We start from the raw sequence: 21,466 nt of genomic DNA on the forward strand, positions 1-21,466 counted from the left end.
GTCGGATACAAAGATCCGGGCCTAGAATACGGCCCTCGCAATTTTTTGTGTCTGTTCTGGCCTGCCCATGGTATAAAAGTGCAATACTGGAGCACCAAATTCAATCAGCTCTTTGCATTGCTTGATCATAAACTCGGTGCCGATTTCCTTGACTTCGGCAGTGGATTTGGCATGCGAAACGGCATCGCTCAAATCCTCAGGTAGATCGATATGGAATATTTTGGGCAAGGCAACGAGTTGTTTGGCATTGCTGATGGGCTTTAGGCCTGGAATAATTGGTACGTTAATACCATTCTCCCTGCATTTGTTGACGAAGTCAAAATACTTCTGGTTGTCGAAAAACATCTGTGTTACGATAAACTCGGCCCCCATGTCTACCTTTTTCTTCAAATATTTGAAGTCGGCATTGAGGTTGGGTGCTTCAAAATGTTTTTCGGGATAGCCTGCTACGCCAATACAAAAATCGCTTTTGTAGGTTTCTACATCTTCGTGCAAAAACTTGCCTTCGTTATGGTTTTTGATATGCTGGATCAGGTCTGTAGCATAACAGTGTCCGCCGGGCGTAGGGATAAAGGTCGACTCGGCCTGTCTCGAATCGCCACGCAGGGCCAAGACATTGTCGATGCCCAAAAACTGCAGGTCGATCAATGCGTTTTCGGTCTCTTCCTTGGTAAAGCCACCGCAAATGAGGTGTGGCACCGCATCTATCTTGTATTTGTTGATGATGGCTGCACAAATAGCAATGGTGCCCGGACGCTTACGGTAAGAAACTTTTTGCAGCAACCCGTTGTCGAGCTCTTTATAGATGTAATCTTCCCTTAACGAAGTAACGTCAATAAACGGCGGATTAAATTCAAGCAAGGGGTCAATGGCATCGTACACCCACTGAATGCTCTGCCCTTTAACCGGGGGCAGGAGCTCGAATGAAAAAAGAGGTTTTCCCTTTGCGTTTTTAATATGTTCGGTAATCTTCATTTTTGTCGGTTCGTTGTCAGTTGTTAGTTGATAGAATTGTAATATCTGATAAATCCATTAATTAGTTTTCCTAGATTTTCAATTTTATCGAGTGATTCTTTTAATTCTTCATTGCTTATTAAAGATAAATCATTAGAAATATAAAGTTGGGTCTCTATTTCGAACAGAGAACCTCTAGCAATGGTAAGAAAATGTATTGTTTCCTTTTTATGTTGCCTTCCACAGCCTTCTGCTAGGTTTGAAGCGATTGAGACAGCACATCTTCTTATTTGAGTTGTTATTCCAAATTGTTCTTCTTTTGGGAATACTGTAGTTAGCTCATAGATGTATGTAGCAAATTCTCTAGCTTTTTTCCAAACTTCAAGATCTGTATATTTTTGATAACTCATCCCTAACTAACAACTAAGAACTAAAGACTAACAACTAATAAGCCAAATTCGGCGCAAGCCATCTTTCTGCCTCTGCTAAAGGCATGTTTTTTCTAAGGGCATATTCCTCTACTTGGTCTTTGGTAATCTTGCCCAAACCAAAATAACGCGATTGTGGGTGCGAGAAATAAAATCCGCTTACCGCCGCCGCCGGATACATGGCAAAGCTTTCGGTTAGCCTTAATCCGATTTTGTTTTCGGCATTCAGCAGGTTAAACAAGGTCTCCTTCTCGGTATGGTCTGGACAAGCCGGATAGCCCGGTGCCGGACGAATACCTGCATAAGCTTCCTTAATCAGGTCTTGGTTGTCCAAGTTTTCATCTTTGGCATAGCCCCAGTATTCTTTTCTTACTAGTTCGTGCATGCGTTCGGCAAAAGCTTCGGCTAAACGATCGGCCAATGCCTTGGCCATGATGCTGTTATAATCGTCGTGGTTCTGCTCAAACTCGGCCACCAGCTCGTCGCAACCGATGCCGGCCGTTACGGCAAAGCCACCAAAATAATCCTGCACACCGCTTTCTTTTGGCGCAACGAAATCAGACAGGGCATAATAAGGCTCTCCAGCTACTTTTTCGGCTTGTTGGCGCAGGGTATGGATAGTGACCAGTTCACCGTTTTCAGCTTTCAATTGTGGGTCGGTTGCCAACTGTGAACCGCCAACTGTTAACTGGATGTCGTCTCCAACCGAATTGGCCGGCCAAAACCCGATTACGCCCTTGGCAGTGAGCAGTTTTTCGTCTAAAATACGTTTCAATAGCACTTGGGCATCGTTGTATAGCTTTTGTGCTTCGTCGCCAATGGTTTTATCGTTGAAGATTTTTGGGTAACTGCCCCGCAGTTCCCAGGTATGGAAAAACGGTGTCCAATCGATGTAAGGGACCAAATCTGCCAAAGGATAATCTTCAAAAACACGGGTTCCGGTAAAGGTTGGAGCAGGCGCTACCTGATCCAAATCAATCTGGAATTTATCGGCACGTGCTTCTTCAATATTTTTATAGCGTTTATCCGAACGTTTGTTCAAATGCGCTTCACGGGCTTTGTCGTATTCGGCTCTGATGCCGGCAATGTACTCGCCACGGGTTTCTTGGTTCATTAAGGTGCTGCAAACCGTAACGCTACGCGAAGCATCGAGTACGTGGATGGCTGGACCACTATAATTGGGCGCAATTTTTACGGCGGCGTGAATGCGCGAAGTGGTAGCGCCACCCACGATCAGCGGAATGGTGAAGCCTTCACGCTCCATTTCTTTCGCGAAATGCACCATTTCGTCCAACGAAGGTGTAATTAAGCCACTTAAACCAATAATATCTGCATTGATTTCCCTGGCTTTTTTAATGATTTCCTGCGCAGGAACCATCACGCCCATGTCTACAATTTCGAAGTTGTTGCAGGCCAATACTACACCTACAATGTTTTTGCCGATGTCGTGCACATCGCCTTTTACAGTGGCCATCAGCACTTTGCCCGCCGATGAGCTTTGGTTGCCATCAGGGTTGGCCAATTTCTCGGCTTCAATGTAGGGCAATAAAATAGCTACTGCTTTTTTCATGACCCTGGCCGATTTCACGACCTGTGGCAAGAACATTTTGCCTGCGCCAAATAGGTCGCCCACGATGTTCATGCCGTCCATTAAAGGCCCCTCGATCACGTGCAAGGGACGTGGATATTTCAACCGGGCTTCTTCCACGTCTTCGTCCAAGTATTCGATGATGCCTTTGACCAGGGCATGCGATAACCTTTCTTCAACCGTGCCTTTGCGCCAGGTTTCGTCTTTTACAACCGCCTTGCCTTTGTTTTTTACGGTTTCGGCAAATTCTACCAAACGCTCGGTAGCATCGGGCCTGCGGTTCAGCAATACATCTTCTACTCTTTCTAACAGCTCGGGCTCAATTTCCTGGTACACCTCCAGCATCCCTGCATTAACAATGCCCATATCCAAGCCAGCTTTAATGGCATGGAACAAAAAGGCAGAGTGCATGGCTTCGCGAACCACATTATTGCCCCTAAACGAGAAAGAAATGTTAGAAACACCGCCGCTCACTTTGGCGTAAGGCAGGTTTTCCTTGATCCAGTGGGTGGCGTTGATAAAATCGACGGCATAGTTGTTATGCTCTTCCAAACCCGTGGCAACAGTTAAAATATTAGGGTCGAAGATGATGTCTTGGGGTGGAAAATCCAGTTCATTGACCAAGATATCATAGCTTCTTTTACAGATTTCAATCCTACGTTCGTAGTTGTCAGCCTGGCCTTGTTCATCGAAGGCCATCACTACTACCGCCGCGCCATAACGCATAATTTTGCGGGCACTCTCTTTGAACTTTTCCTCGCCTTCTTTGAGCGAAATGGAGTTGACGATGCCCTTGCCTTGCAAACATTTTAAGCCGTTTTCAATAACCGACCATTTAGACGAATCGACCATGATGGGCAGTTTGGCAATATCGGGTTCGGAAGCTATAAGGTTGAGGAACTTGGTCATCGCCGCTTCCGAATCAAGCATGCCTTCATCCATGTTCACATCGATAACCTGTGCCCCGCCCTCTACCTGCTGGCGCGCTACGGTCAAGGCGGCCTCATAATCGCCACCCAAAATAAGCTTGGAGAACTTGGGAGAGCCGGTAATGTTAGTGCGTTCGCCCACGTTCACAAAAATGCTTTCGGGGGTAATGGTAACCGGTTCTAAGCCGCTCAAACGCATATAAGGTTCAAGCGTTGGGATTTTTCGCGGCGAAGCTTTGCTGGCTTTCTCGGCAATGCAGCCAATGTGGTCTGGCGTAGTGCCACAGCAACCGCCAACGATATTTACAAATCCAGAGGTAATGAAATCATCAACCAAATGTGCGGTTTCGTGAGGCATTTCGTCGTAGGCCCCAAATTCATTAGGCAAACCCGCATTGGGGTAGGCCGAAACGTAGCAGTTTGCTTTGGCGGCCAGCTCTTCGATGTGCGGGCGCATTTCTTTGGCGCCCAGGGCACAGTTAAAGCCAATGCTCAAAGGCTGGGCATGGCTAACCGAATTGAGGAAAGCCTCTGCGGTTTGGCCCGAAAGCGTTCTTCCCGAAGCGTCGGTAATGGTACCCGAAATCATGATTTCGAGCTTACGGCCAATTACTTCTTCATATTGTTTAATGGCCGCAATAGCCACTTTGGCATTTAGCGTATCAAATATGGTTTCGATCAGCAATACATCTGAGCCGCCATCAACCAAGCCGCGGATCTGTTCGTAATAGGCATCAAACAACTGGTCGTAGGTAATGGCCCTGAAGCCCGGGTCGTTTACATCAGGCGAAAGCGAAAGCGTACGGTTGGTAGGGCCAATGGCTCCGGCTACAAAGCATTGCTTACCCGGATTTTTGGCCATAAACTCTTGAACAGCCTCTTTAGCTACGCGGGCACCTTCAAAACTCAGTTCGTAAGAAAGGTCTTCCATCTGGTAGTCGGCCATAGAAATGCGTTGCGTACTAAAGGTATTGGTTTCGATAATATCGGCACCAGCCTGCAGATACTCGAGGTGTATTTCCTTGATAATATCGGGACGGGTGATGTTCAGCAAATCGTTATTGCCTTTTACATCGCAGGGGTGATTGGCAAAACGTTCGCCCCTAAAGTCTTCTTCGGTTAAAACGTAGCGCTGTATCATTGTGCCCATGGCACCGTCTATGATTAAAATTCGCTTCTCTAATTCTTCTCTAATGTTCATTCTTATTGTTAGATATTAGATTGGAGATGTGAGATATGAGAATCAGAAACTCATCACTGGTCTCAAATCTCAAATCTAATTTCTCAAATCTCAAATAGGCTTATCTCGAAAAGTCGGGCTATAGTTTGACTTTAACTTATCTTTTCCTGATTGCTCAGGATAGAATTTAGCACCTTGTTAGCACAGGTTGCTAAGACTTCGCAGGGTCTAATCCCTCCATCTTTCTGAATAAGCGGTACAAAAATGCAACAATGCCACATCAATTCCAAAAATATCGCGCTTAAACCAAATAAAATTACAAAGGCCATGCAAATGTGCACGGCCTTCGATATAATGTTTTGGATTTAAGAATTGTAGATGTACGATTTTGGCTTGGATTGTCCTAACCTTTAAATCGATGGATCTTATCTTCTGCTGCCAAAAAGACGAAGTAAAGAGAGCAACAAGTTAATAAAGGTGATATACAAAGACAAGGCACCCATCAATGCGAGTTTTTTGCTGTCTTCGATAGCAATTTCATTTCCTGCCTCATCCAAACCTTCGCCAATTCTTTTGATTTCCTGTACTTTATAGGCCGTTAAGGCGGTGAAAATGGCAACGCCTGCAAAACCAAGGATATAGTTCAAGGTATCGCTTCCGATGAACATATTGATTAAGCTAACAATAACCAATCCGATTACGCCAGCAATTAAAATAGATCTAAACTGGCTTAAGTCTACATCGGTTGTATAGCCCATAACGGCCATAACGGCAAAAATGCCCGCTGCCGCAACAAAGCAGATTGCGATTGACGATAAGGTGTAGATTAGTAGAATAAAGCTTAGCATTACCCCAGTTAAGATAGAGTAGAGGACAAATAAACCGACCAAAGTGCCAAACGAAAATCTGGAAATGCCGCCGCTAATTAAAAAAACTAGTCCTATGGGTGCAAAAATAGCGATGTAGCCAAAAATTGTAAAACCATTTTCGCCAACTAAATAGCTTAGTAATGCAGGTGTGGTAGCTAAAACATAAGCAGATACAGCTGAAATCGCCAAGGCCACAAACATCCAAAGGAAAACGTTGGCAAAGAATTTTTTAGCAACCGATCGCTCTTGTACAAAGACCGAATTGTCTTGATATTGATAATTTTGTTGTTCCATGTTTTTTGGTTTAAAAATATGTTGCGTTAAAAATACGGTTTTAATTTAACCTTTTTGTCAGCAGTTCGTCCACTTTTTTGTAAAACTGCAAAGGTTTGAGCTTCCGCCAGTGCAATTCGTCGAGCTCGCCGCCAAAATTGATGTAGTAATCGATGCCATGGTCGCGGAATTCGCGAATTACATGCTGGTTAAAGTTGATGCCGGCAATCCAGCCGTCTTCCACATCCTGAAACCATTCTTCGTAATAGCTGTCGTCGGAAGCATGGAAGTTCAGCACGTTTTCACCAATCAGGATAAATTTGTTGATGCCTTCCTGGATCATAAGCTCAATGATTTCCCTTTTCAGCATCATGATGTCGTTGTGCAGCGTGTCGTTCCATTCGCCCATCATCTCGATCATGGCATAGCCCCTTTCGTAATCGGCATACAGCACTTTGAGGTACAGGGTAGGCGAGCCAAAAGTGTCCCATTGCGGATGGATCAGGAAATTGTAAAGCTGCTTGTCGAAATAGAATTCGGAGTATTCGGTATTGAAAAACGGCGAACGCTCATCTTCTGCAGCGATATAATCGTCGCGCCACAAATAAAAAGGTTCTATTTCGTGCATAAGGGGATTTTAGATTTTAGATTGACGATTTCAGATTACGATTTCAGCTTACAACAACAGTCAATCTAAAATCCAAACTCGTAACTATTTTTTATTGGCTTCAACTGCCTTGCGTACGCTTCCGTACCTGTTCAGCAGATCGGCGGCCTGGTCGTGGTCAATGTGCAGTTCGTCCATCACCATTTGCGTGCCTCTATCCACCAGCTTATGATTGGTTAACTGCATATCTACCATTTTATTGCCCTTTACACGGCCCAAACGGATCATTACCGTGGTGCTGAGCATGTTCAAGACCAGTTTTTGGGCCGTACCCGATTTCATGCGTGTAGACCCGGTCAAAAATTCAGGCCCTACCACTACCTCCACCGGAAAATCCGATTCGGCCACAATCGGACCACCTTCATTGCAAACAATGCATCCGGTTAAGATGCCGTGCTGGCGGGCAGTGTTTAAGCCCCCCACTACATAAGGCGTGGTACCCGAAGCGGCCAAGCCTACCAACGAATCCTTTTCGTTGATGTGATATTCCTGCAGGTCTATCCAGGCCTGTTTGTCGTCGTCTTCGGCAAACTCTACGGCCTTGCGGATAGCCGAATCGCCACCAGCAATGATGCCTACCACCTGATCGAACGGTACGCCGAACGTAGGAGGGCACTCAGAAGCATCAACTACGCCCAAACGGCCGCTGGTGCCAGCGCCAATGTAAAACAAACGGCCGCCTTTCAGCATCCTTTCGGCAATGGCAGTGGCCAGTTTTTCAATTTGTGGCAGTGCTTTCTCTACGGCAAGGGGAACTAGCTTATCTTCGTTGTTTATTCCTTTCAAAATTTCTAAAACCGACATTTGGTCAATGTTGTGGTATTTAGATTCTTGTTCGGTTACTCTGTTCATGGATTTCATTTGAGGTAAAGTTCGTTAATTTTCAAATTAACAGGAAATATTTGCGTAAATCCATACAATTTTAGAGAGAAGATTACGCCCCTGCAAATATTTGCGGCAAAATATTCGAAAAACTAAAATGTTGTGGGCTTTGTTCTTTCATTAAGGCGCTAATTTTCATAACTTTGTGCTGTTGCTGCGTAATGAAAAAGAATACTCGTTTTAATGTCTTTATTGCTGTTACCTATTCCGTTACCTTAATAGGAGGGATGTACTTGGGTTTTAAGTTTTTAAAAGACCAAGGCTTTCAGGTACGGCAAGACAAGCGTTACGTTGACAACAATGCAAGAAAAGTTGAGGATATCATTCATATCATCAATAAAAACTACGTAGACGAGGTAAATGCCGACAGCCTGCAGCACCTGCCCATCGATAGCTTGCTGCATCAGCTAGACCCGCACAGCAGCTACCTGCCACCAGCCAAGGCCGATGAACTGGCCGAAACCCTGGAAGGCAATTTTGAAGGCATTGGCGTAGAATATTATATCCTTAACGATACCCTTTTGGTAACCAATGTGCTTAAAGACGGACCGGCATTTTTGGCCGGCATCAAGCAAGGCGATAAGATTTTAAAAGTAGACAGTACCAATGTAAGCGGCCATTCGTTGCCCCGCTCCCAAATGATGGGCAAAATTAGAGGCAAAAAAGGCACACCTGTGCAGATTACCTTGTTGCATGCCGGAAATACCACCCCAGCCATGCTTACCATCAAAAGAGGCCGGGTAGAAGTCAGCAGCATTGATGCCGCTTACATGCTGAACAATGACGCGGCCTATATCCGCATCAGCAAGTTTGGCGCCAATACCGACGAAGACTTTGTGAATGCCATTCGCTCACTAAAGGCCAAAGGCATGAAAAAATTGGTGCTCGATTTACGTGACAATGGCGGAGGCTACCTCAATGCGGCAACCGGCTTGGCCAACCAGTTTTTGCCGGAAAATAAATTGATCGTGTATACCGAAGGCAAGCACGAACCCCGCACCGATTATTTTGCAACGGGTGGTGGCGAATTTGAACAAGGCAAGCTGGCAGTGCTGATCAACGAAAATTCTGCCTCGGCGAGCGAAATTTTTGCAGGGGCTATGCAAGATTTGGATCGAGGTATTATCGTCGGGCGCCGTTCGTTTGGCAAAGGACTGGTACAAGAACAGTTTGCTTTTGAAGATGGCTCGGCACTTAACCTGACTATAGCCCGGTATTATACCCCATTGGGACGAAGCATTCAAAAATCGTACAAAAAGGGTTATGCCGCCTACCAGCATGAATTGGAAGACCGTTACAACGATGGCGAGCTGACCGCAAAAAATGCGAAACAGAAAGACAGCCTTCAAAAAATCAATGCCTATGTAACGCCGAGTGGCAAAAAGGTATTTGGTGGTGGAGGCATACAGCCCGATGTATACGTGAAGCTCGATACAATGGGCTACAACAAATTTTACAGCACCTTGGTACAGAAAAAAGTGCTGATCGATTTTGTATTTGATGTGTTGGCCGATCGGTATACGCCAAGTTACCTGTCGCAAAACCTGAATGTTTTTACCATTAACGATGCCGATTACAAAGACCTGCTCAAGTATATCCAATCGAAAAACGTGGTCATCGATCCCAAACAATTGTTGGCTTCGAAGCAGGTTATCTACAACGACCTGAAAGTGATGTTGTACAAATACCACCTCGGCGATATAGGCTATTACAAGGCGCATAACCTGACCGATAATGTGGTAAAGCAGGCGCTGGTTAGTTTGCAATAGGTAGCGCCTAGTGGGGCAAGCTTTAAAATGCTGTATTGGATGGAGTAGCAATAAATCTGTCCTTTGTTCAAAGCAACTGGCCAAATCATAATAGGTAAGGTCTAAGCTTTAGTAGTTGTTTTGGTTTTTTATTTTGAATTGTTTTTTATTTCGGAATAATATTCTAAAATTAATATTTTAATTGAAATTTAATTTCATTAGGGCTAGTTTTGTAGCTCAATCTACAAGCAATGCACCTTAGTTCCCTATCTCCGGCCGATAGCCAAATCTTAGCCGATCTGCTGGCACAGGTTAAAGAAAACACCCAGAATTTTATGGGCTATCCTGTTTCAAAGGATTTCGATTTTGAAGAGCTGATGCCTTTTCTCAGCTATCCGATGAACAACCTCGGCGATCCTTTTGTAGCCTCTACTTATGCGGTCGATTCGAGGGCGATGGAAAGAGAGGTTGTTCGGTTTTTTGCCTCCTTGTTCAGGGCACATGACGACGATTGGTGGGGCTATGTTACCAATGGAGGTTCTGAGGGCAACCTGTACGGACTATACTTGGCAAGGGAGCTTCATCCTAAGGCCATGGTTTACTATTCTGAATCGACCCACTACAGCGTGCAGAAAAACCTGCACCTGCTCAATATGCCCAATATTGTCATCAGCGCGCAGGCCAATGGCGAAATCGATTACCACGATTTGGAAAATACCATCGGGATGAACCGCCAAACGCCGGTTATCATCATGGCCAACATCGGTACCACCATGACCGAAGCCCGCGACGATATTGCCAAAATCAAGGCCATTTTAAAGAAGCTGGCCATTAAAAACTTCTATATCCATGCCGACGGAGCCTTGTCGGGTAGTTACAGCGCTTTTATCGAGCCTCGTCCGGCTTTTGATTTTGCCGATGGAGCCGATAGCATTGCCATTAGCGGGCACAAGTTTTTTGGCTCGCCCATGCCATGTGGAGTAGTGGTAGTTAAAAAATCGAACCGTAACCGCATTGCCCGTGCTATCGATTATATTGGAAGCATCGATACCACCATTACGGGCTCGCGCAATGGCCACAGTCCGCTGTTTTTATGGTATACCTTAAAGAAACATGGCATTGAAGGCCTGAAAAAACGTGCCCAACACAGCTTGGCGGTAGCCGAATATGCTTTGGCTAAGTTTAAGGAAATCGGTTTGGCTGCATGGCGAAACCCCAATGCCATTACCGTTAATTTTCCCGAACCAGATCCGGCGATTAGGCAAAAATGGCAATTAGCCTCCGAAAATGGCTGGTCGCACATCATCTGCATGCCCAATGTACAGCGCGAGCATATCGACGAGCTGATACAGGAGCTGTCGCTTAGTGCGGTAGGGATTTAGCTTTGCGTGGCTATAGCCCATGCCAGACGCATATCGCAATACTAGCCCTACTTTTGCCTAAAGTAAATCTGTATCGGCACGCCCGAAAAGTCGAAGTTTTCGCGCAATTTGTTTTCGATAAAGCGTTTGTAAGGCTCTTTAATGTACTGTGGCAGGTTGCAGAAGAACGCAAACATAGGCGATACGCCGTTGATTTGCGTAATGTATTTGATTTTAATGTATTTGCCTTTGAGCGCCGGTGGCGGATAGTTTTCGATGATCGGCAACATGACATCGTTCAGTTTTGAGGTAGGTATTTTCTTGCCGCGGTTTTTGTAAACCTCTAATGCGGTTTCGATGGCTTTGAAGATACGCTGCTTATTGAGTACCGAAGTAAAAACAATCGGCACGTCGGTAAACGGTTGTAGTTTCTGGCGGATCTGGTCTTCGAAAACCTTCATGGTTTTGTTGTTCTTCTCTACCAAATCCCATTTGTTAACCAACACCACAATGCCTTTCTTGTTCTTCTCGGCCAGGTGGAAAATGTTGATGTCCTGCGACTCCAGGCCTTCCTGCGCATCGATCATCAAAATCACCACGTCGGCTTCTTCCAACGCTTTGATGGTCCGCATCACCGAGTAAAATTCGATGTTTTCTTTTACTTTGGTCTTTTTGCGTAGTCCGGCGGTATCAATAAACATAAACTCGTGGCCAAATTGGTTGTAGTGGATGTGTATCGAATCGCGGGTGGTGCCGGCAATTGGGGTCACAATGTTGCGTTCAATACCCATCAAGGCATTTACCAGCGACGATTTGCCTACGTTAGGACGGCCTACTACCGTAATTTTCGGCAAGGAATTTTCTTCTTCCGGCACATCTTCAAAATGTTTCACGACATCGTCAAGCAATTCGCCTGTTCCAGAACCCGTCATGGAGGAGATGGTATAGATTTCGCCCAGGCCAAAGCTGTAAAAAATAGGAGCTTCGTGCTCTAAAGCAGTATTGTCGACCTTGTTGATGACAGTGAACACCGGTTTTTTGCTGCGGCGCAACAACTGGGCAATCTCATCGTCCAAATCGGTAATGCCGGTGGTTACATCAACCATAAACAAAAGCACGGTAGCTTCTTCAATAGCAATAATCACCTGTTCGCGGATGGCGGCTTCGAACACGTCTTCCGAATTGGCCACATAGCCACCCGTATCAATAACGGTAAACTGCTTGTCGGTCCACTCGGCCACACCATAGTGCCTATCGCGGGTTACGCCGCTAAAATCGTCAACAATGGCCTTGCGGCTTTCTGTTAAGCGGTTAAATAGGGTCGATTTGCCCACATTGGGTCTTCCTACTATAGCGATGATATTGCTCATGTGATTTACGATTGTGCGATTTACAATTTACGATTTTTGCGAAACAGGTGTTTAATTGAACATTGCAAGCTAAACTCCCTGTGTTTCTGCATAGCCGAGCCTGCAAAAGTACGCTTAATTTTTTGAAGATGAAGCCTAAAATTAGTTTTTGTACTTCTCCATCAGGTCGGTAAGCACTTTTTCGGTCAGCTCAAAATTGCCCAATAAAGGGAAGCCTTCCCATCTTACAATGCCTTTGGGATCGATGATAATGACATGCGGGATGCCTTTTACCTCCAGTTGGCTGTGCAGGCTTCTTTTGGTATCGATGGCTTCGGCATAGGTTATTTTCGGGTCTTTAAAGCCTTTTACGCGGTCTTCGGTTTCGTCTGAAATGCCAATGACAGCCAGTTTGTCGCCGTATTTCTCCTGAAAATCATTCAGCATTGGGATGTATTTGCGGCAAGGACCGCACCAGGTAGCCCAAAAATCAATCAGCACAAACTTGCCTTTGGTGTCGGGCTGTTTAGAAAGCCATTTTTCTACAACCAGTTCGGGCGCTTTTTCGTTGAGCACCGATTTGGCCCAGAGCTTTTTGCCATTGTTGCTTTCTTGGGCAAATGAAGTGGCGCTGTACAAGGCGAGCACGATGAAAAGTAGTTTCCTCATAAAGGTATGCGATTAGCTTTCGTAGCCAAAGTTTTTAAGGTAGTTTTTTTTGCTGCGCCAGTCGGGCAGTACTTTAACAAAGGTTTGCAGAAACACTTTTTTGTCGACAAATTTTTCGATGTCTTTACGTGCTTCCATGCCCACTTTTTTAAGCATGCTGCCTGCTTTGCCAATGAGGATATTCTTTTGCGAATCGCGCTCAACAATAATTTCGGCATTGATGCGGATAATATCTTCTTCCTCCTTGAAAGAAGTAACGATCACCTCGGTGCTGTAGGGAATTTCCTTTTGGTAGTTGTTAAAGATCTTCTCGCGGATGATTTCCGATACGAAGAAGCGCTGGCTGCGATCGGTCAGCTCGTCTTTGTCGTAATAGGGCGGATGCTCTGGCAAATTGTCGAGGATCAAAGGCAGGAGCCCATCAACATTATAGCCTTCTAGGGCAGAAATGGCGAAAATATGTTTCGGATTCAGTTCCTTTTGCCAAAAAGCGATTTTTTCGTCCACCTGTTCCTGGCTGGCCTTGTCTATCTTATTTAATAGTACGACCAGCGGGATGCTGGTGTTGTTTATTTTTTCGAGTACGTCGTTTTCGTCGTGCTTTTCGTTAATATCAGTTACAAAAAAGATAAGATCAGCATCAACCAGTGCGCCATTTACGGCACTCATCATCGAATCCTGCAAGCCGTAGAGGGGCTTGATGATGCCGGGTGTATCGGAGAACACAATTTGGTAGTCGTCTTCGTTTACAATGCCCAGAATACGGTGACGCGTAGTTTGCGCTTTTGGAGTAATGATAGAGAGCTTTTCGCCCACGAGTGCATTCATGAGGGTAGATTTGCCTACATTAGGCTTACCTATAATGCTTACGAAACCAGCTTTGTGCGACATATTCGAATTTTTTTAAAATAAATTTGCACTACAAAGAAACGAATTATATCTTTGCATTCCAATTCGGAAGAAGCGCGAATAAAAATCGCAAAATTTCAGGATTGTATAGCGTGCGGGGTGGAGCAGTTGGTAGCTCGTCGGGCTCATAACCCGAAGGTCATCAGTTCGAGTCTGGTCCCCGCTACCAAAGGAGTTGAAAAGACACTTCTTTTTTGGCCCGTTCGTCTAGGGGTGAGGACGCCAGATTTTCATTCTGGAAACAGGGGTTCGATTCCCCTACGGGCTACAAAAAACATCAGCAAGCGCTGGTGTTTTTTTGTTAAAAGATTTTAGGTAACTGCCAATCGTCAATCTAAAATCGCAAAATATAAAAATCGATTGGCCCGTTCGTCTAGGGGTTAGGACGCCAGATTTTCATTCTGGAAACAGGGGTTCGATTCCCCTACGGGCTACTGAAAAGCCGTTGATTATATAATCAACGGCTTTTTTTATTGTATTGGACTTTAAAAATATGGTTTCGTCCCATCCCGATAGCTATCGGTAGGATTATGCTCATTACGAGCTTGTAAATTAATTTATTTACAAAATTTACATTTTTATTTACAGTCCAAACCACTCGATTCGAAAAATATCAAAGTAGATTGGCTCAATTAATTTGAAAGGATATGAAAAATAAAAGAAAAGTGAGCTACGCGCTGATCTTGGCGCTGGCTGTGGCGTGCGGACTGGTGTTTGCCAATCGTAAAGTCAAAAGCGAAACCAAGCCATCCTCAAAACCTTTGTCTGCTGCCGAAATGAAAGCCCGTGTGGCGGAAGACAGAAAAAAATGGGAGGCTTCTCCCGACGGTATAATGTACAAAGCATGGGTGTTTTCTCCAGAAGGTAAAAAAGTGCATGTTAGCAATGAAAAAATAAGCAAGCACATCAAGGATTTTTCCAATATGGAGGCCGTAGTAACCTCGGTAACTTTTCAGCGCCCAAATGAGAACCCATCGGCATCAAAGTGGCTTATAGTCAGGATAGATGGCGAAAAATACATGATGCAGTTCAGCGTGAAGGAGTTTCGGCAACTAAATGACCTGAAAGTTAACGACAAAATAATTGTGAGAAGTCGTTATGCAGGGTATTCACCGAATCATCCTTATTTGATTATAGCTGGCGATTATATTGAGCAAAATAATAAAGTGTTGCTAAAACGAGATTTGAGCAAAAACAACGGCTGCTAAACATGGGCTGCACGAAATGCGAAGTGTTTAAAAAACTTTCTTTTGGAAGAGCCGTTGATTAACGATCAACGGCTTTTTTTGTTGTCTTGGATTTTGGAAATAGTTTGCTCGGTAGTACAGTTTAATTGGGAAATTTTATGTTTATCTTTTGACTAAGAAACTAACTTTAAAGTATGTTAATTTCGGCGATCCATATAAACTTAATGAAACCAGCCTTGATGCGTTGGTGCTTTTAAGGGTTTAGCTTTTCTTTTCTTCGGTCGCCCATCTCTTTCTTCTTTCGAGCTCTGCATCACTAATCACAGCGGCTTCAAACGAACCCAGTTTCACTTCGCCGTTTGGCTCGTAGCTGGCTACGATAATGCCGTTTTTCGAGATGGCCGATTCGGTAAGCTTCCATTCCTGTGCCGGAACGCTATCGCCGAACAATTTTTTGCCTTGGCCCAAGGTAATCGGATAGATCCAGGTGTGGAGCACATCTACCAGCCCGTTAGCAAACAGGGTTTGTGCCAATACGCTGCTGCCATGCACCAATAAATCGGGGCCGTTTTGCGCTTTCAGCTTTTTCAACTCGTTTACCACATCGCGGCTAATCAATATCGAGTTGTTCCAGGAGGTATCAATAGGCGTAGTGCCTACTACATATTTGCTGATGCGGTTAAACTTTTCGGCAATTCCGTCGTTTTGGTATGGCCAGTAAGCGGCAAATATTTCGTAGGTGCGCCGACCCAACAACAGGTCGAAGGGGGCCGACATGATTTTGGTTAAGGCTTTGTCGGTTACTTCATCGGGATAGCCAAATTGCCAGCCGCCCCACTTAAAGCCGTTGCTGCGGTCTTCTTCAGGTCCGCCTGGAGCCTGCAACACACCATCCATTGTTAGAAATGTAGTTACAATAATCTTTCTCATGGTTTAAGATTTAAGTCTAACCAAAGTTAAAGGCCTTTAAAAAACAAGGAGGGGTGGATGCGCGACAATTACAAGGTGGCATCCGACAAGGCCGATATTAGTCTATCGGTTCCCAAAGCTCAACTTTGTTGCCCTCGGCATCGAGAATGTGAACAAATTTACCATAATCGTAGGTTTCGATTTTATCGACAATGGTTACGCCTTCTTGTTTGAGCTCCTCAACTAAAGCTTCGAGGTTTTCGACCCTGTAGTTGATCATAAAATCCTTGGTCGAAGGCTCAAAGTATTTGGTGTTTTCGGCAAAAGGCGACCATTGCGTTTGTGCTTTCTTGGTGCTGTCTGTGCCTTCGTACCATTCGAAAGTCGCGCCATAAGGGTTGGTGTCTAAACCCAGGTGCTTTTGGTACCATTCGGTCATCTTTTTGGGGTCTTTGCATTTGAAGAAAATGCCGCCAATGCCTGTTACTTTTTTCATTTTAGTTTGATTTTGTTTTGAAACGATGGTGTTGAACGCAAAACCTGAAAGAAAAGATGCCGTAATTGTTAAAGCGATCAATAATGTTCTTTTCATGTTGCTGGTGTATTTGTGGCTGGTATAAGGCTACCAGTTCTTAAATATACGAGGCTGGTTAAATAAATAAAATGTTTTCGCATGATGAAACAAAAGGCGGATCAAACGGTCCGCCTTGAAAGTATTTTAGGTACAGTGGCCGTTCACGCAATAGCCACTGCCTGGAATAATGTTGCCCACTGAGCCCGGAGGGCCACCTACATACCTTCTTTCAGGGCATTGCGTATCTGCAAAGCAGGGGCAATCGGGGACATATTCGGTTTCTTTGACCTCGTCGCAGTAAGGGTCATAGGGGCGAAGCTCGATAGGGTCTCCGCCAAGAATTAGTTTCATGGCCGAACGGCTCAATACTACATAGGAGCTCGATTTCCAGTCGTTGAAATTTTTCATGATGATTTAAATTTGGTTAGACTGGAAATTACAAAAATATGCTGACTATCAGTATATTCTGCGTGGAAAAGATAATGGAGGTCTGGAGGCTAGGCCTTCTTTACAAACTCAGATTTAAGCGCCATGGCCCCAAAACCGTCTATTTTGCAATCTATATTGTGGTCGCCATCGGTTAAACGGATGTTCCTTACCTTGGTGCCTGCCTTAATGCTTTGCGCAATGCCTTTTACGGGAAGATTTTTAATGGTTACTACCGAATCGCCGTTTTGCAGGATGTTGCCATTGCAGTCTTTTACCACCAGTTCGCCACTTGCGGCAGCGGTTTCTTCTACATTCCATTCGTGTCCGCATTCTGGGCAGGCCAATAGGTCGTCCATTTGATAGGTATAGCTGGATTTGCATTGAGGGCATGGAGGCAGTTCTGTCATTTGCTGTGCTGTTTGGCTGTAAAGGTACGAAATATTTGCCGATTGACCTTGATAGGCCAAGCGCTATCGTCAATCCGTAGCATTTTTATCTCCGCCCAACTGATAGTTCTTGGCATTGATTCCATATTGCTTCTTAAACTCGCGACTGAAATATTTGGCATCGTTAAAGCCCACTAGATAAGCGACTTCGGCTACGTTATGGATGCCTTCTTTTAGCAATGCTTCGGCTTTTTTGAGGCGGATGGATTTGATGAAATCGTTGACTGTAAGATCGGTAACTGCCCTGATTTTTTTGTACAGCACTGGCGCCGTCATACCAATATCCTTAGCCAGTTCGGGTACGCCGAAGGTTTGATCGGCAAGCCGGGCTTCTATGCGCTGGATTACTTTTTCTATAAACTGCTGGTCAACTGTGTTAAGTTGTATCGATTCGCTGATGGTGCCACTAAACTTCCTGCGCATAATTTTGCGCGACTGCAACAGGTTGCGCACATGCAAGCCCAGCAGCTCTACACTAAATGGCTTGGTAATATAGCTGTCGGCGCCGGTAGCCAGGCCATCCACCTGTTGTGCATGCGAATCCATGGCCGTTAGTATAATAACGGGGATATGCGAGGTCCGTTCGTCGATTTTAAGCTGGTGGCACATTTCGGTGCCGTTCATGATGGGCATCATCACATCGCAAATGATCAAGTCGGGGATCGAAGCTATGGCTGTTTCCAAACCTTCCTGCCCATTTTCGCATTCTACAATATGGTAGCGGCTTTCCAACGAATCGCGCAACATTTGCCTGATTTCCCAATTGTCTTCCACAATCAGTACGGTTTCGCTATGGTTTTCTTTGGTGCTACTAGCCTCGGTCACTGCTGGCAGTGGCAATGGGGCAAGCGTATGCCAGCTTTCGGTACCCGATTCTTGTGGCATGGTGGCTGCTGTTTGGGGCTGTTCCTTCTTGAGTAGCACCGTAAAGCGCGTATCGCCCGGCTTGGTTTCGGTTTCGGCAATGCTTTCTAATAAAAGCTGCCCGCCGTGCGCCGTTACAATGCTTTTGGAGAGTGCCAAGCCAATGCCCGAGCCAATATGGGTAGAGCCTTCGCGGTCTACTTGGAAAAAGTCGCTAAAAATCTTATCGCGACTGTCTTCGGGTATGCCCAGGCCGTTATCGCGAACAGAAATGGCCACCTGTTGGTTATTGTCGGCAATGGTTACGTTAATGGTTCCGCCATCGTTGGTAAATTTAAAGGCATTGGATAGCAGGTTAAAGAATACCTTTTCCAGTTGGAGCTTGTCGAACCAAATGCTTACTTCGGGTTGTTCGTAGCTGAAAGTGTAGGTAATGTTCCGGCTTTCGGCCAGGTGCTCAAAAGCCTGAAAAATCTGTTGCACAAAGGGTACGAGGTCTTGTTGTGCAAATTTGAGCTTCAGGTGTCCCGTTTCGGTTTTTCTGAAATCGAGCAATTCGGTTACCAATAGGTGAAGCCGGTCGGCATTGCTTTTGATGCGTTCTACCTGTTTGTTGATGTCGGGTAGGTTGCGGGTATTCTTGAATAAGGTTTCTAGTGGTGCCAAAATGAGGGTTAATGGAGTCCTGATTTCGTGTGAAACCTGCGTAAAGAACTGGAGCTTCATTTGCTGAATGTCTTCTGTGCGTTTGAGCAACGCCTTTACAAAGAAATACCTGATGGTAACCAGCAAAATGGTGAAAAATACGACGAGGTAGAGCAGGTATGCCCACCAACTTGCCCAGGGCGCGGGGCTTACGTGTATGTGCAAGCTGCGTATGGGCTTGCCCGGAATGCCGTCGTTGTTAAGTGCCTTGAGCATAAAACGGTAATTGCCTGCAGGCAGATTGGTATAGCTGGCACTTGGGTTAACAGTGGCAATCCAGTCTTTGTCGTAGCCATCTAATTTGTAGAAATATTTATTCTTGTCTGATTTAAGGTAGTTCAGTAACGAAAACTCCAAGGTAAACTGGTTTTGGTCGTGCCTAAAATCAAGCTTGTCGGTTAAATTGATCTGTTGCTGCAAAATATCATCGTCGCCACCAACCCTTAAGTATTGGTTAAAAAGCTTGAGATCGGTGAATACCAATGGCGATACAAAATTATTGAGCTCGATTTCCTGTGGATAAAAAGCAGTCAGCCCGTTAAATCCGCCAAAAAACAGCTGACCTTGTCTGTTTTTAAAAAAGGAGCGTACATTGAATTCGTTGCCGGCCAGTCCGTCGCTTTTGTTGTAGTTTCTGAAACGGCCACTGGCTATATTGAGTTCAGAAATACCATTAGAGGTGCTGAGCCATAGGTTGTGGGCATTGTCTTCGATGATGCCGACTACATTGTTGTTGACCAGACCGTTGGTTTCGCTGTAGGTTGTGAAAGTACCTTTGGTAGGATCGAAAATGCTCAAACCGGCCCTTGTGCCTACCAATACCTTTCCGTTGCTGCTTTGGGTAATGCAGTTGATATAGTTTGAAGGGAGCTTAAGTTTGTTGTTCTCTTCTTTGGTATAGCTGTAGATTTTTTTTAAATTAAGGTCATAGCGATTAAGACCGGCATTGGTGCCAATCCAGAGCTGTTGCCAGCTGTCTTGAAAAAGGCAGGTAATGCTTTTGCTCTTTAATCGGCTTTCTAAAGGACTTTTACTGGTTTGGGCAGGGTATTCTCCGTTTTTCTTTTCCAGTACGGTTAATCCCTCAAAAGAACCTACCCATAAGGTGCCACGGCTATCCATTTCCAGTGCAATGATCTCGGCGGTGCCCACAGTACCTATGGTGTCTTTAACATTAGCTATATGCCTGAATTTATTGCTTACAGGATCGAACAGGTTCAGGCCGCCGCGATGTGTACCGATAAACAACCTGTTGCTGGCATCGCTTTCTTTTTCGATGATCTTAACCAGGTTGGAGCTGATGGAGTTTTGATCGGCGGGGTTGTTCTTGTAGCTTTTGAACGTATTGTTGGCCGGATTAAAATAGTTGAGCCCTCCGCCCTCGGTACCTATCCAAAAGCCCGGGCCAATTTCTACAATAGAGCTCACCACATTGTTGCTTAAGCTATTTTGCTGTTTGCTGTTGCGGTAAACCTTAAAATTGGTCAGGGTAGGGTAAGAGATGTTTACGCCACCAAAATAAGTGCCTACCCAAATGTTGCCATCCCTATCGGTAAATAAGTTATGGATGGAGTTTTGACTAATGCTATAGGGCTTTTCAGGATCGTGCTGATAATTGGTGCAGTAGCCATTGGCGGGGTTCAAAATACTTAGTCCGTTTTGTGTACCTACCCAAACCATGCCGTCTTTATCAAGCATAACCTCCCTGATGTCGTTGTGTATGATGGAGTTGGGGTTATTGTCGCTGTGCAGAAAAGAGCGGATGTTTTTGCCGTCGGGCGCAATTTGGTAAAGTCCGTTAGAAGAACCTACCCAAATGTGATGTTGCTTGTCGCTTGCAATAGCCGTAATGTAATAGTCGCCGTCGGTTGAGTTGGGCAAGGCTACTTTTTGGTAGCTCACCTGATGGTGGCTATAGCGCATGGTAAAGAGCCCTTTGCCGGTACCAATCCAAAACTGACCGTTTTCATCCTGAAACATCGCATAGATATTATTGACGGGGTCTTTGGCTTTTTTGCTGAAAAAGAAGGCTTCGAAGCGCCGCTGTTTTTTGTCGATTAATAGGTTGATGCCTCCTAAGGTACCGATCCAAAGGCGTTTTTGCCGGTCTTGGTATAGGCTTTCGACGTTGCTGTTGCTTAACCCTTTTACGGGTTCAAAAATATCCTTGTTGCCATTATAAACCGCAAAGCCTTTTGACGTGCCGGCCCACAGTGTACCTTGGGCATCGGTAAGCAGGGCGGTGGTTTCGCCTGGAGGCAGGTCGGGGTTGTTTTTTTCTTCGCTCTTGTAGATTTTAAAGCGGTAGCCGTCGTAGCGGTTCACGCCTTGCCGTGTGCCCAGCCAAATCAGGCCCGTACTGTCTTGTGCAACGGCCATGACCGAGTTCTGCGAGAGGCCGTTTTCTACCGTAAGGTTGGTAAAAGACAAACGGCGCTGCGCAGTTGCCGGATTTAGGGCAGTGAGTAGCGTAAACGATAAAATGGATATGAATCGCAGGTAGAAATTCATTCAACAATAGGTCAGGTTGGTTTGCAAGATAAATA

Annotated in this window: 17 protein-coding genes, 3 tRNA genes and 1 riboswitch; of the genes, 6 read left to right on the top strand and 14 right to left on the bottom strand. The window is 45.2% G+C overall.

The window, feature by feature from the left end; translation table 11 throughout:
- Window positions 1–21 precede the first annotated feature (21 nt).
- From metF to murQ, 6 genes are all read right to left on the bottom strand, one after another.
- Complete coding sequence (gene metF / locus AC6H1S_RS01800; protein ID WP_199140913.1) at window positions 22–975, bottom strand: methylenetetrahydrofolate reductase [NAD(P)H]; 954 nt, start codon at window positions 973–975, stop codon at window positions 22–24.
- A gap of 23 nt (window positions 976–998) precedes the next feature.
- The gene (locus AC6H1S_RS01805) at window positions 999–1,364 is read right to left on the bottom strand and encodes a four helix bundle protein (protein ID WP_497564909.1); all 366 of its coding nucleotides are present in this window, start codon (window positions 1,362–1,364) and stop codon (window positions 999–1,001) included.
- Window positions 1,365–1,398: 34 nt separating this feature from the next.
- On the bottom strand, window positions 1,399–5,100 hold the full coding sequence (gene metH / locus AC6H1S_RS01810) for a methionine synthase (RefSeq protein ID WP_497564910.1): 3,702 nt from the start codon (window positions 5,098–5,100) through the stop codon (window positions 1,399–1,401).
- A 133-nt stretch (window positions 5,101–5,233) separates the two neighbouring features.
- Window positions 5,234–5,335, bottom strand: a riboswitch (SAM riboswitch).
- A 169-nt stretch (window positions 5,336–5,504) separates the two neighbouring features.
- Complete coding sequence (locus AC6H1S_RS01815) at window positions 5,505–6,242, bottom strand: Bax inhibitor-1/YccA family protein (protein WP_497564911.1); 738 nt, start codon at window positions 6,240–6,242, stop codon at window positions 5,505–5,507.
- Window positions 6,243–6,282: 40 nt separating this feature from the next.
- Entirely contained in the window at window positions 6,283–6,849 is a 567-nt protein-coding gene (locus tag AC6H1S_RS01820; RefSeq protein ID WP_199140917.1) for a hypothetical protein, read from the bottom strand.
- An 84-nt stretch (window positions 6,850–6,933) separates the two neighbouring features.
- Window positions 6,934–7,740, bottom strand: a complete 807-nt coding sequence (gene murQ, locus AC6H1S_RS01825) for an N-acetylmuramic acid 6-phosphate etherase (RefSeq protein WP_199140918.1) — start codon at window positions 7,738–7,740, stop codon at window positions 6,934–6,936.
- A gap of 191 nt (window positions 7,741–7,931) precedes the next feature.
- Here murQ and AC6H1S_RS01830 point away from each other — a divergent pair, with 191 nt between their 5' ends.
- Together AC6H1S_RS01830 and AC6H1S_RS01835 are read left to right on the top strand one after the other, a co-directional pair.
- Window positions 7,932–9,539, top strand: a complete 1,608-nt coding sequence (locus AC6H1S_RS01830; protein WP_497564912.1) for a S41 family peptidase — start codon at window positions 7,932–7,934, stop codon at window positions 9,537–9,539.
- Between the two features lie 230 nt (window positions 9,540–9,769).
- The gene (locus AC6H1S_RS01835) at window positions 9,770–10,900 is read left to right on the top strand and encodes a histidine decarboxylase (protein WP_199140920.1); all 1,131 of its coding nucleotides are present in this window, start codon (window positions 9,770–9,772) and stop codon (window positions 10,898–10,900) included.
- Between the two features lie 47 nt (window positions 10,901–10,947).
- Here AC6H1S_RS01835 and der read toward each other — a convergent pair whose 3' ends face one another.
- From der to era, 3 genes are all read right to left on the bottom strand, one after another.
- Entirely contained in the window at window positions 10,948–12,249 is a 1,302-nt protein-coding gene (der, locus tag AC6H1S_RS01840; protein WP_199140921.1) for a ribosome biogenesis GTPase Der, read from the bottom strand.
- A 141-nt stretch (window positions 12,250–12,390) separates the two neighbouring features.
- Window positions 12,391–12,897, bottom strand: coding sequence for a TlpA family protein disulfide reductase (locus AC6H1S_RS01845; protein ID WP_497564913.1), 507 nt, complete (start codon window positions 12,895–12,897; stop codon window positions 12,391–12,393).
- Between the two features lie 12 nt (window positions 12,898–12,909).
- Window positions 12,910–13,788 carry a GTPase Era gene (gene era, locus AC6H1S_RS01850; RefSeq protein ID WP_199140923.1) on the bottom strand — a complete coding sequence of 293 codons (879 nt, stop codon included), beginning with the start codon at window positions 13,786–13,788 and terminating at the stop codon, window positions 12,910–12,912.
- 111 nt (window positions 13,789–13,899) lie between these two features.
- Between era and AC6H1S_RS01855 the strand changes: the two genes are divergently transcribed.
- The 4 genes from AC6H1S_RS01855 (at window position 13,900) to AC6H1S_RS01870 (ending at window position 15,014) form a co-directional block, all read left to right on the top strand.
- A tRNA-Met gene (locus AC6H1S_RS01855) sits at window positions 13,900–13,975 on the top strand.
- Window positions 13,976–14,002: 27 nt separating this feature from the next.
- A tRNA-Glu gene (locus AC6H1S_RS01860) sits at window positions 14,003–14,074 on the top strand.
- 94 nt (window positions 14,075–14,168) lie between these two features.
- Window positions 14,169–14,240 (top strand) — tRNA-Glu (locus tag AC6H1S_RS01865).
- A 213-nt stretch (window positions 14,241–14,453) separates the two neighbouring features.
- Window positions 14,454–15,014, top strand: a complete 561-nt coding sequence (locus tag AC6H1S_RS01870) for a hypothetical protein (protein ID WP_497564914.1) — start codon at window positions 14,454–14,456, stop codon at window positions 15,012–15,014.
- A gap of 240 nt (window positions 15,015–15,254) precedes the next feature.
- On the opposite strand, the gene AC6H1S_RS01875 is transcribed toward AC6H1S_RS01870, so the two are convergent.
- The 5 genes from AC6H1S_RS01875 to AC6H1S_RS01895 form a co-directional block, all read right to left on the bottom strand.
- Window positions 15,255–15,923 (bottom strand): dihydrofolate reductase family protein, encoded by a 669-nt coding sequence (locus AC6H1S_RS01875; protein WP_497564915.1) that lies wholly within the window; start codon window positions 15,921–15,923, stop codon window positions 15,255–15,257.
- Window positions 15,924–16,020: 97 nt separating this feature from the next.
- Window positions 16,021–16,398 (bottom strand): VOC family protein, encoded by a 378-nt coding sequence (locus AC6H1S_RS01880; protein WP_497564916.1) that lies wholly within the window; start codon window positions 16,396–16,398, stop codon window positions 16,021–16,023.
- Between the two features lie 222 nt (window positions 16,399–16,620).
- The gene (locus AC6H1S_RS01885) at window positions 16,621–16,884 is read right to left on the bottom strand and encodes a hypothetical protein (RefSeq protein ID WP_199140108.1); all 264 of its coding nucleotides are present in this window, start codon (window positions 16,882–16,884) and stop codon (window positions 16,621–16,623) included.
- Between the two features lie 89 nt (window positions 16,885–16,973).
- The gene (locus tag AC6H1S_RS01890) at window positions 16,974–17,312 is read right to left on the bottom strand and encodes a zinc ribbon domain-containing protein YjdM (RefSeq protein WP_497564917.1); all 339 of its coding nucleotides are present in this window, start codon (window positions 17,310–17,312) and stop codon (window positions 16,974–16,976) included.
- A gap of 69 nt (window positions 17,313–17,381) precedes the next feature.
- The gene (locus tag AC6H1S_RS01895) at window positions 17,382–21,431 is read right to left on the bottom strand and encodes a hybrid sensor histidine kinase/response regulator (RefSeq protein ID WP_497564918.1); all 4,050 of its coding nucleotides are present in this window, start codon (window positions 21,429–21,431) and stop codon (window positions 17,382–17,384) included.
- Window positions 21,432–21,466: the final 35 nt, after the last annotated feature.

The sequence above is a fragment of the Pedobacter sp. TM02 genome (assembly GCF_059705275.1).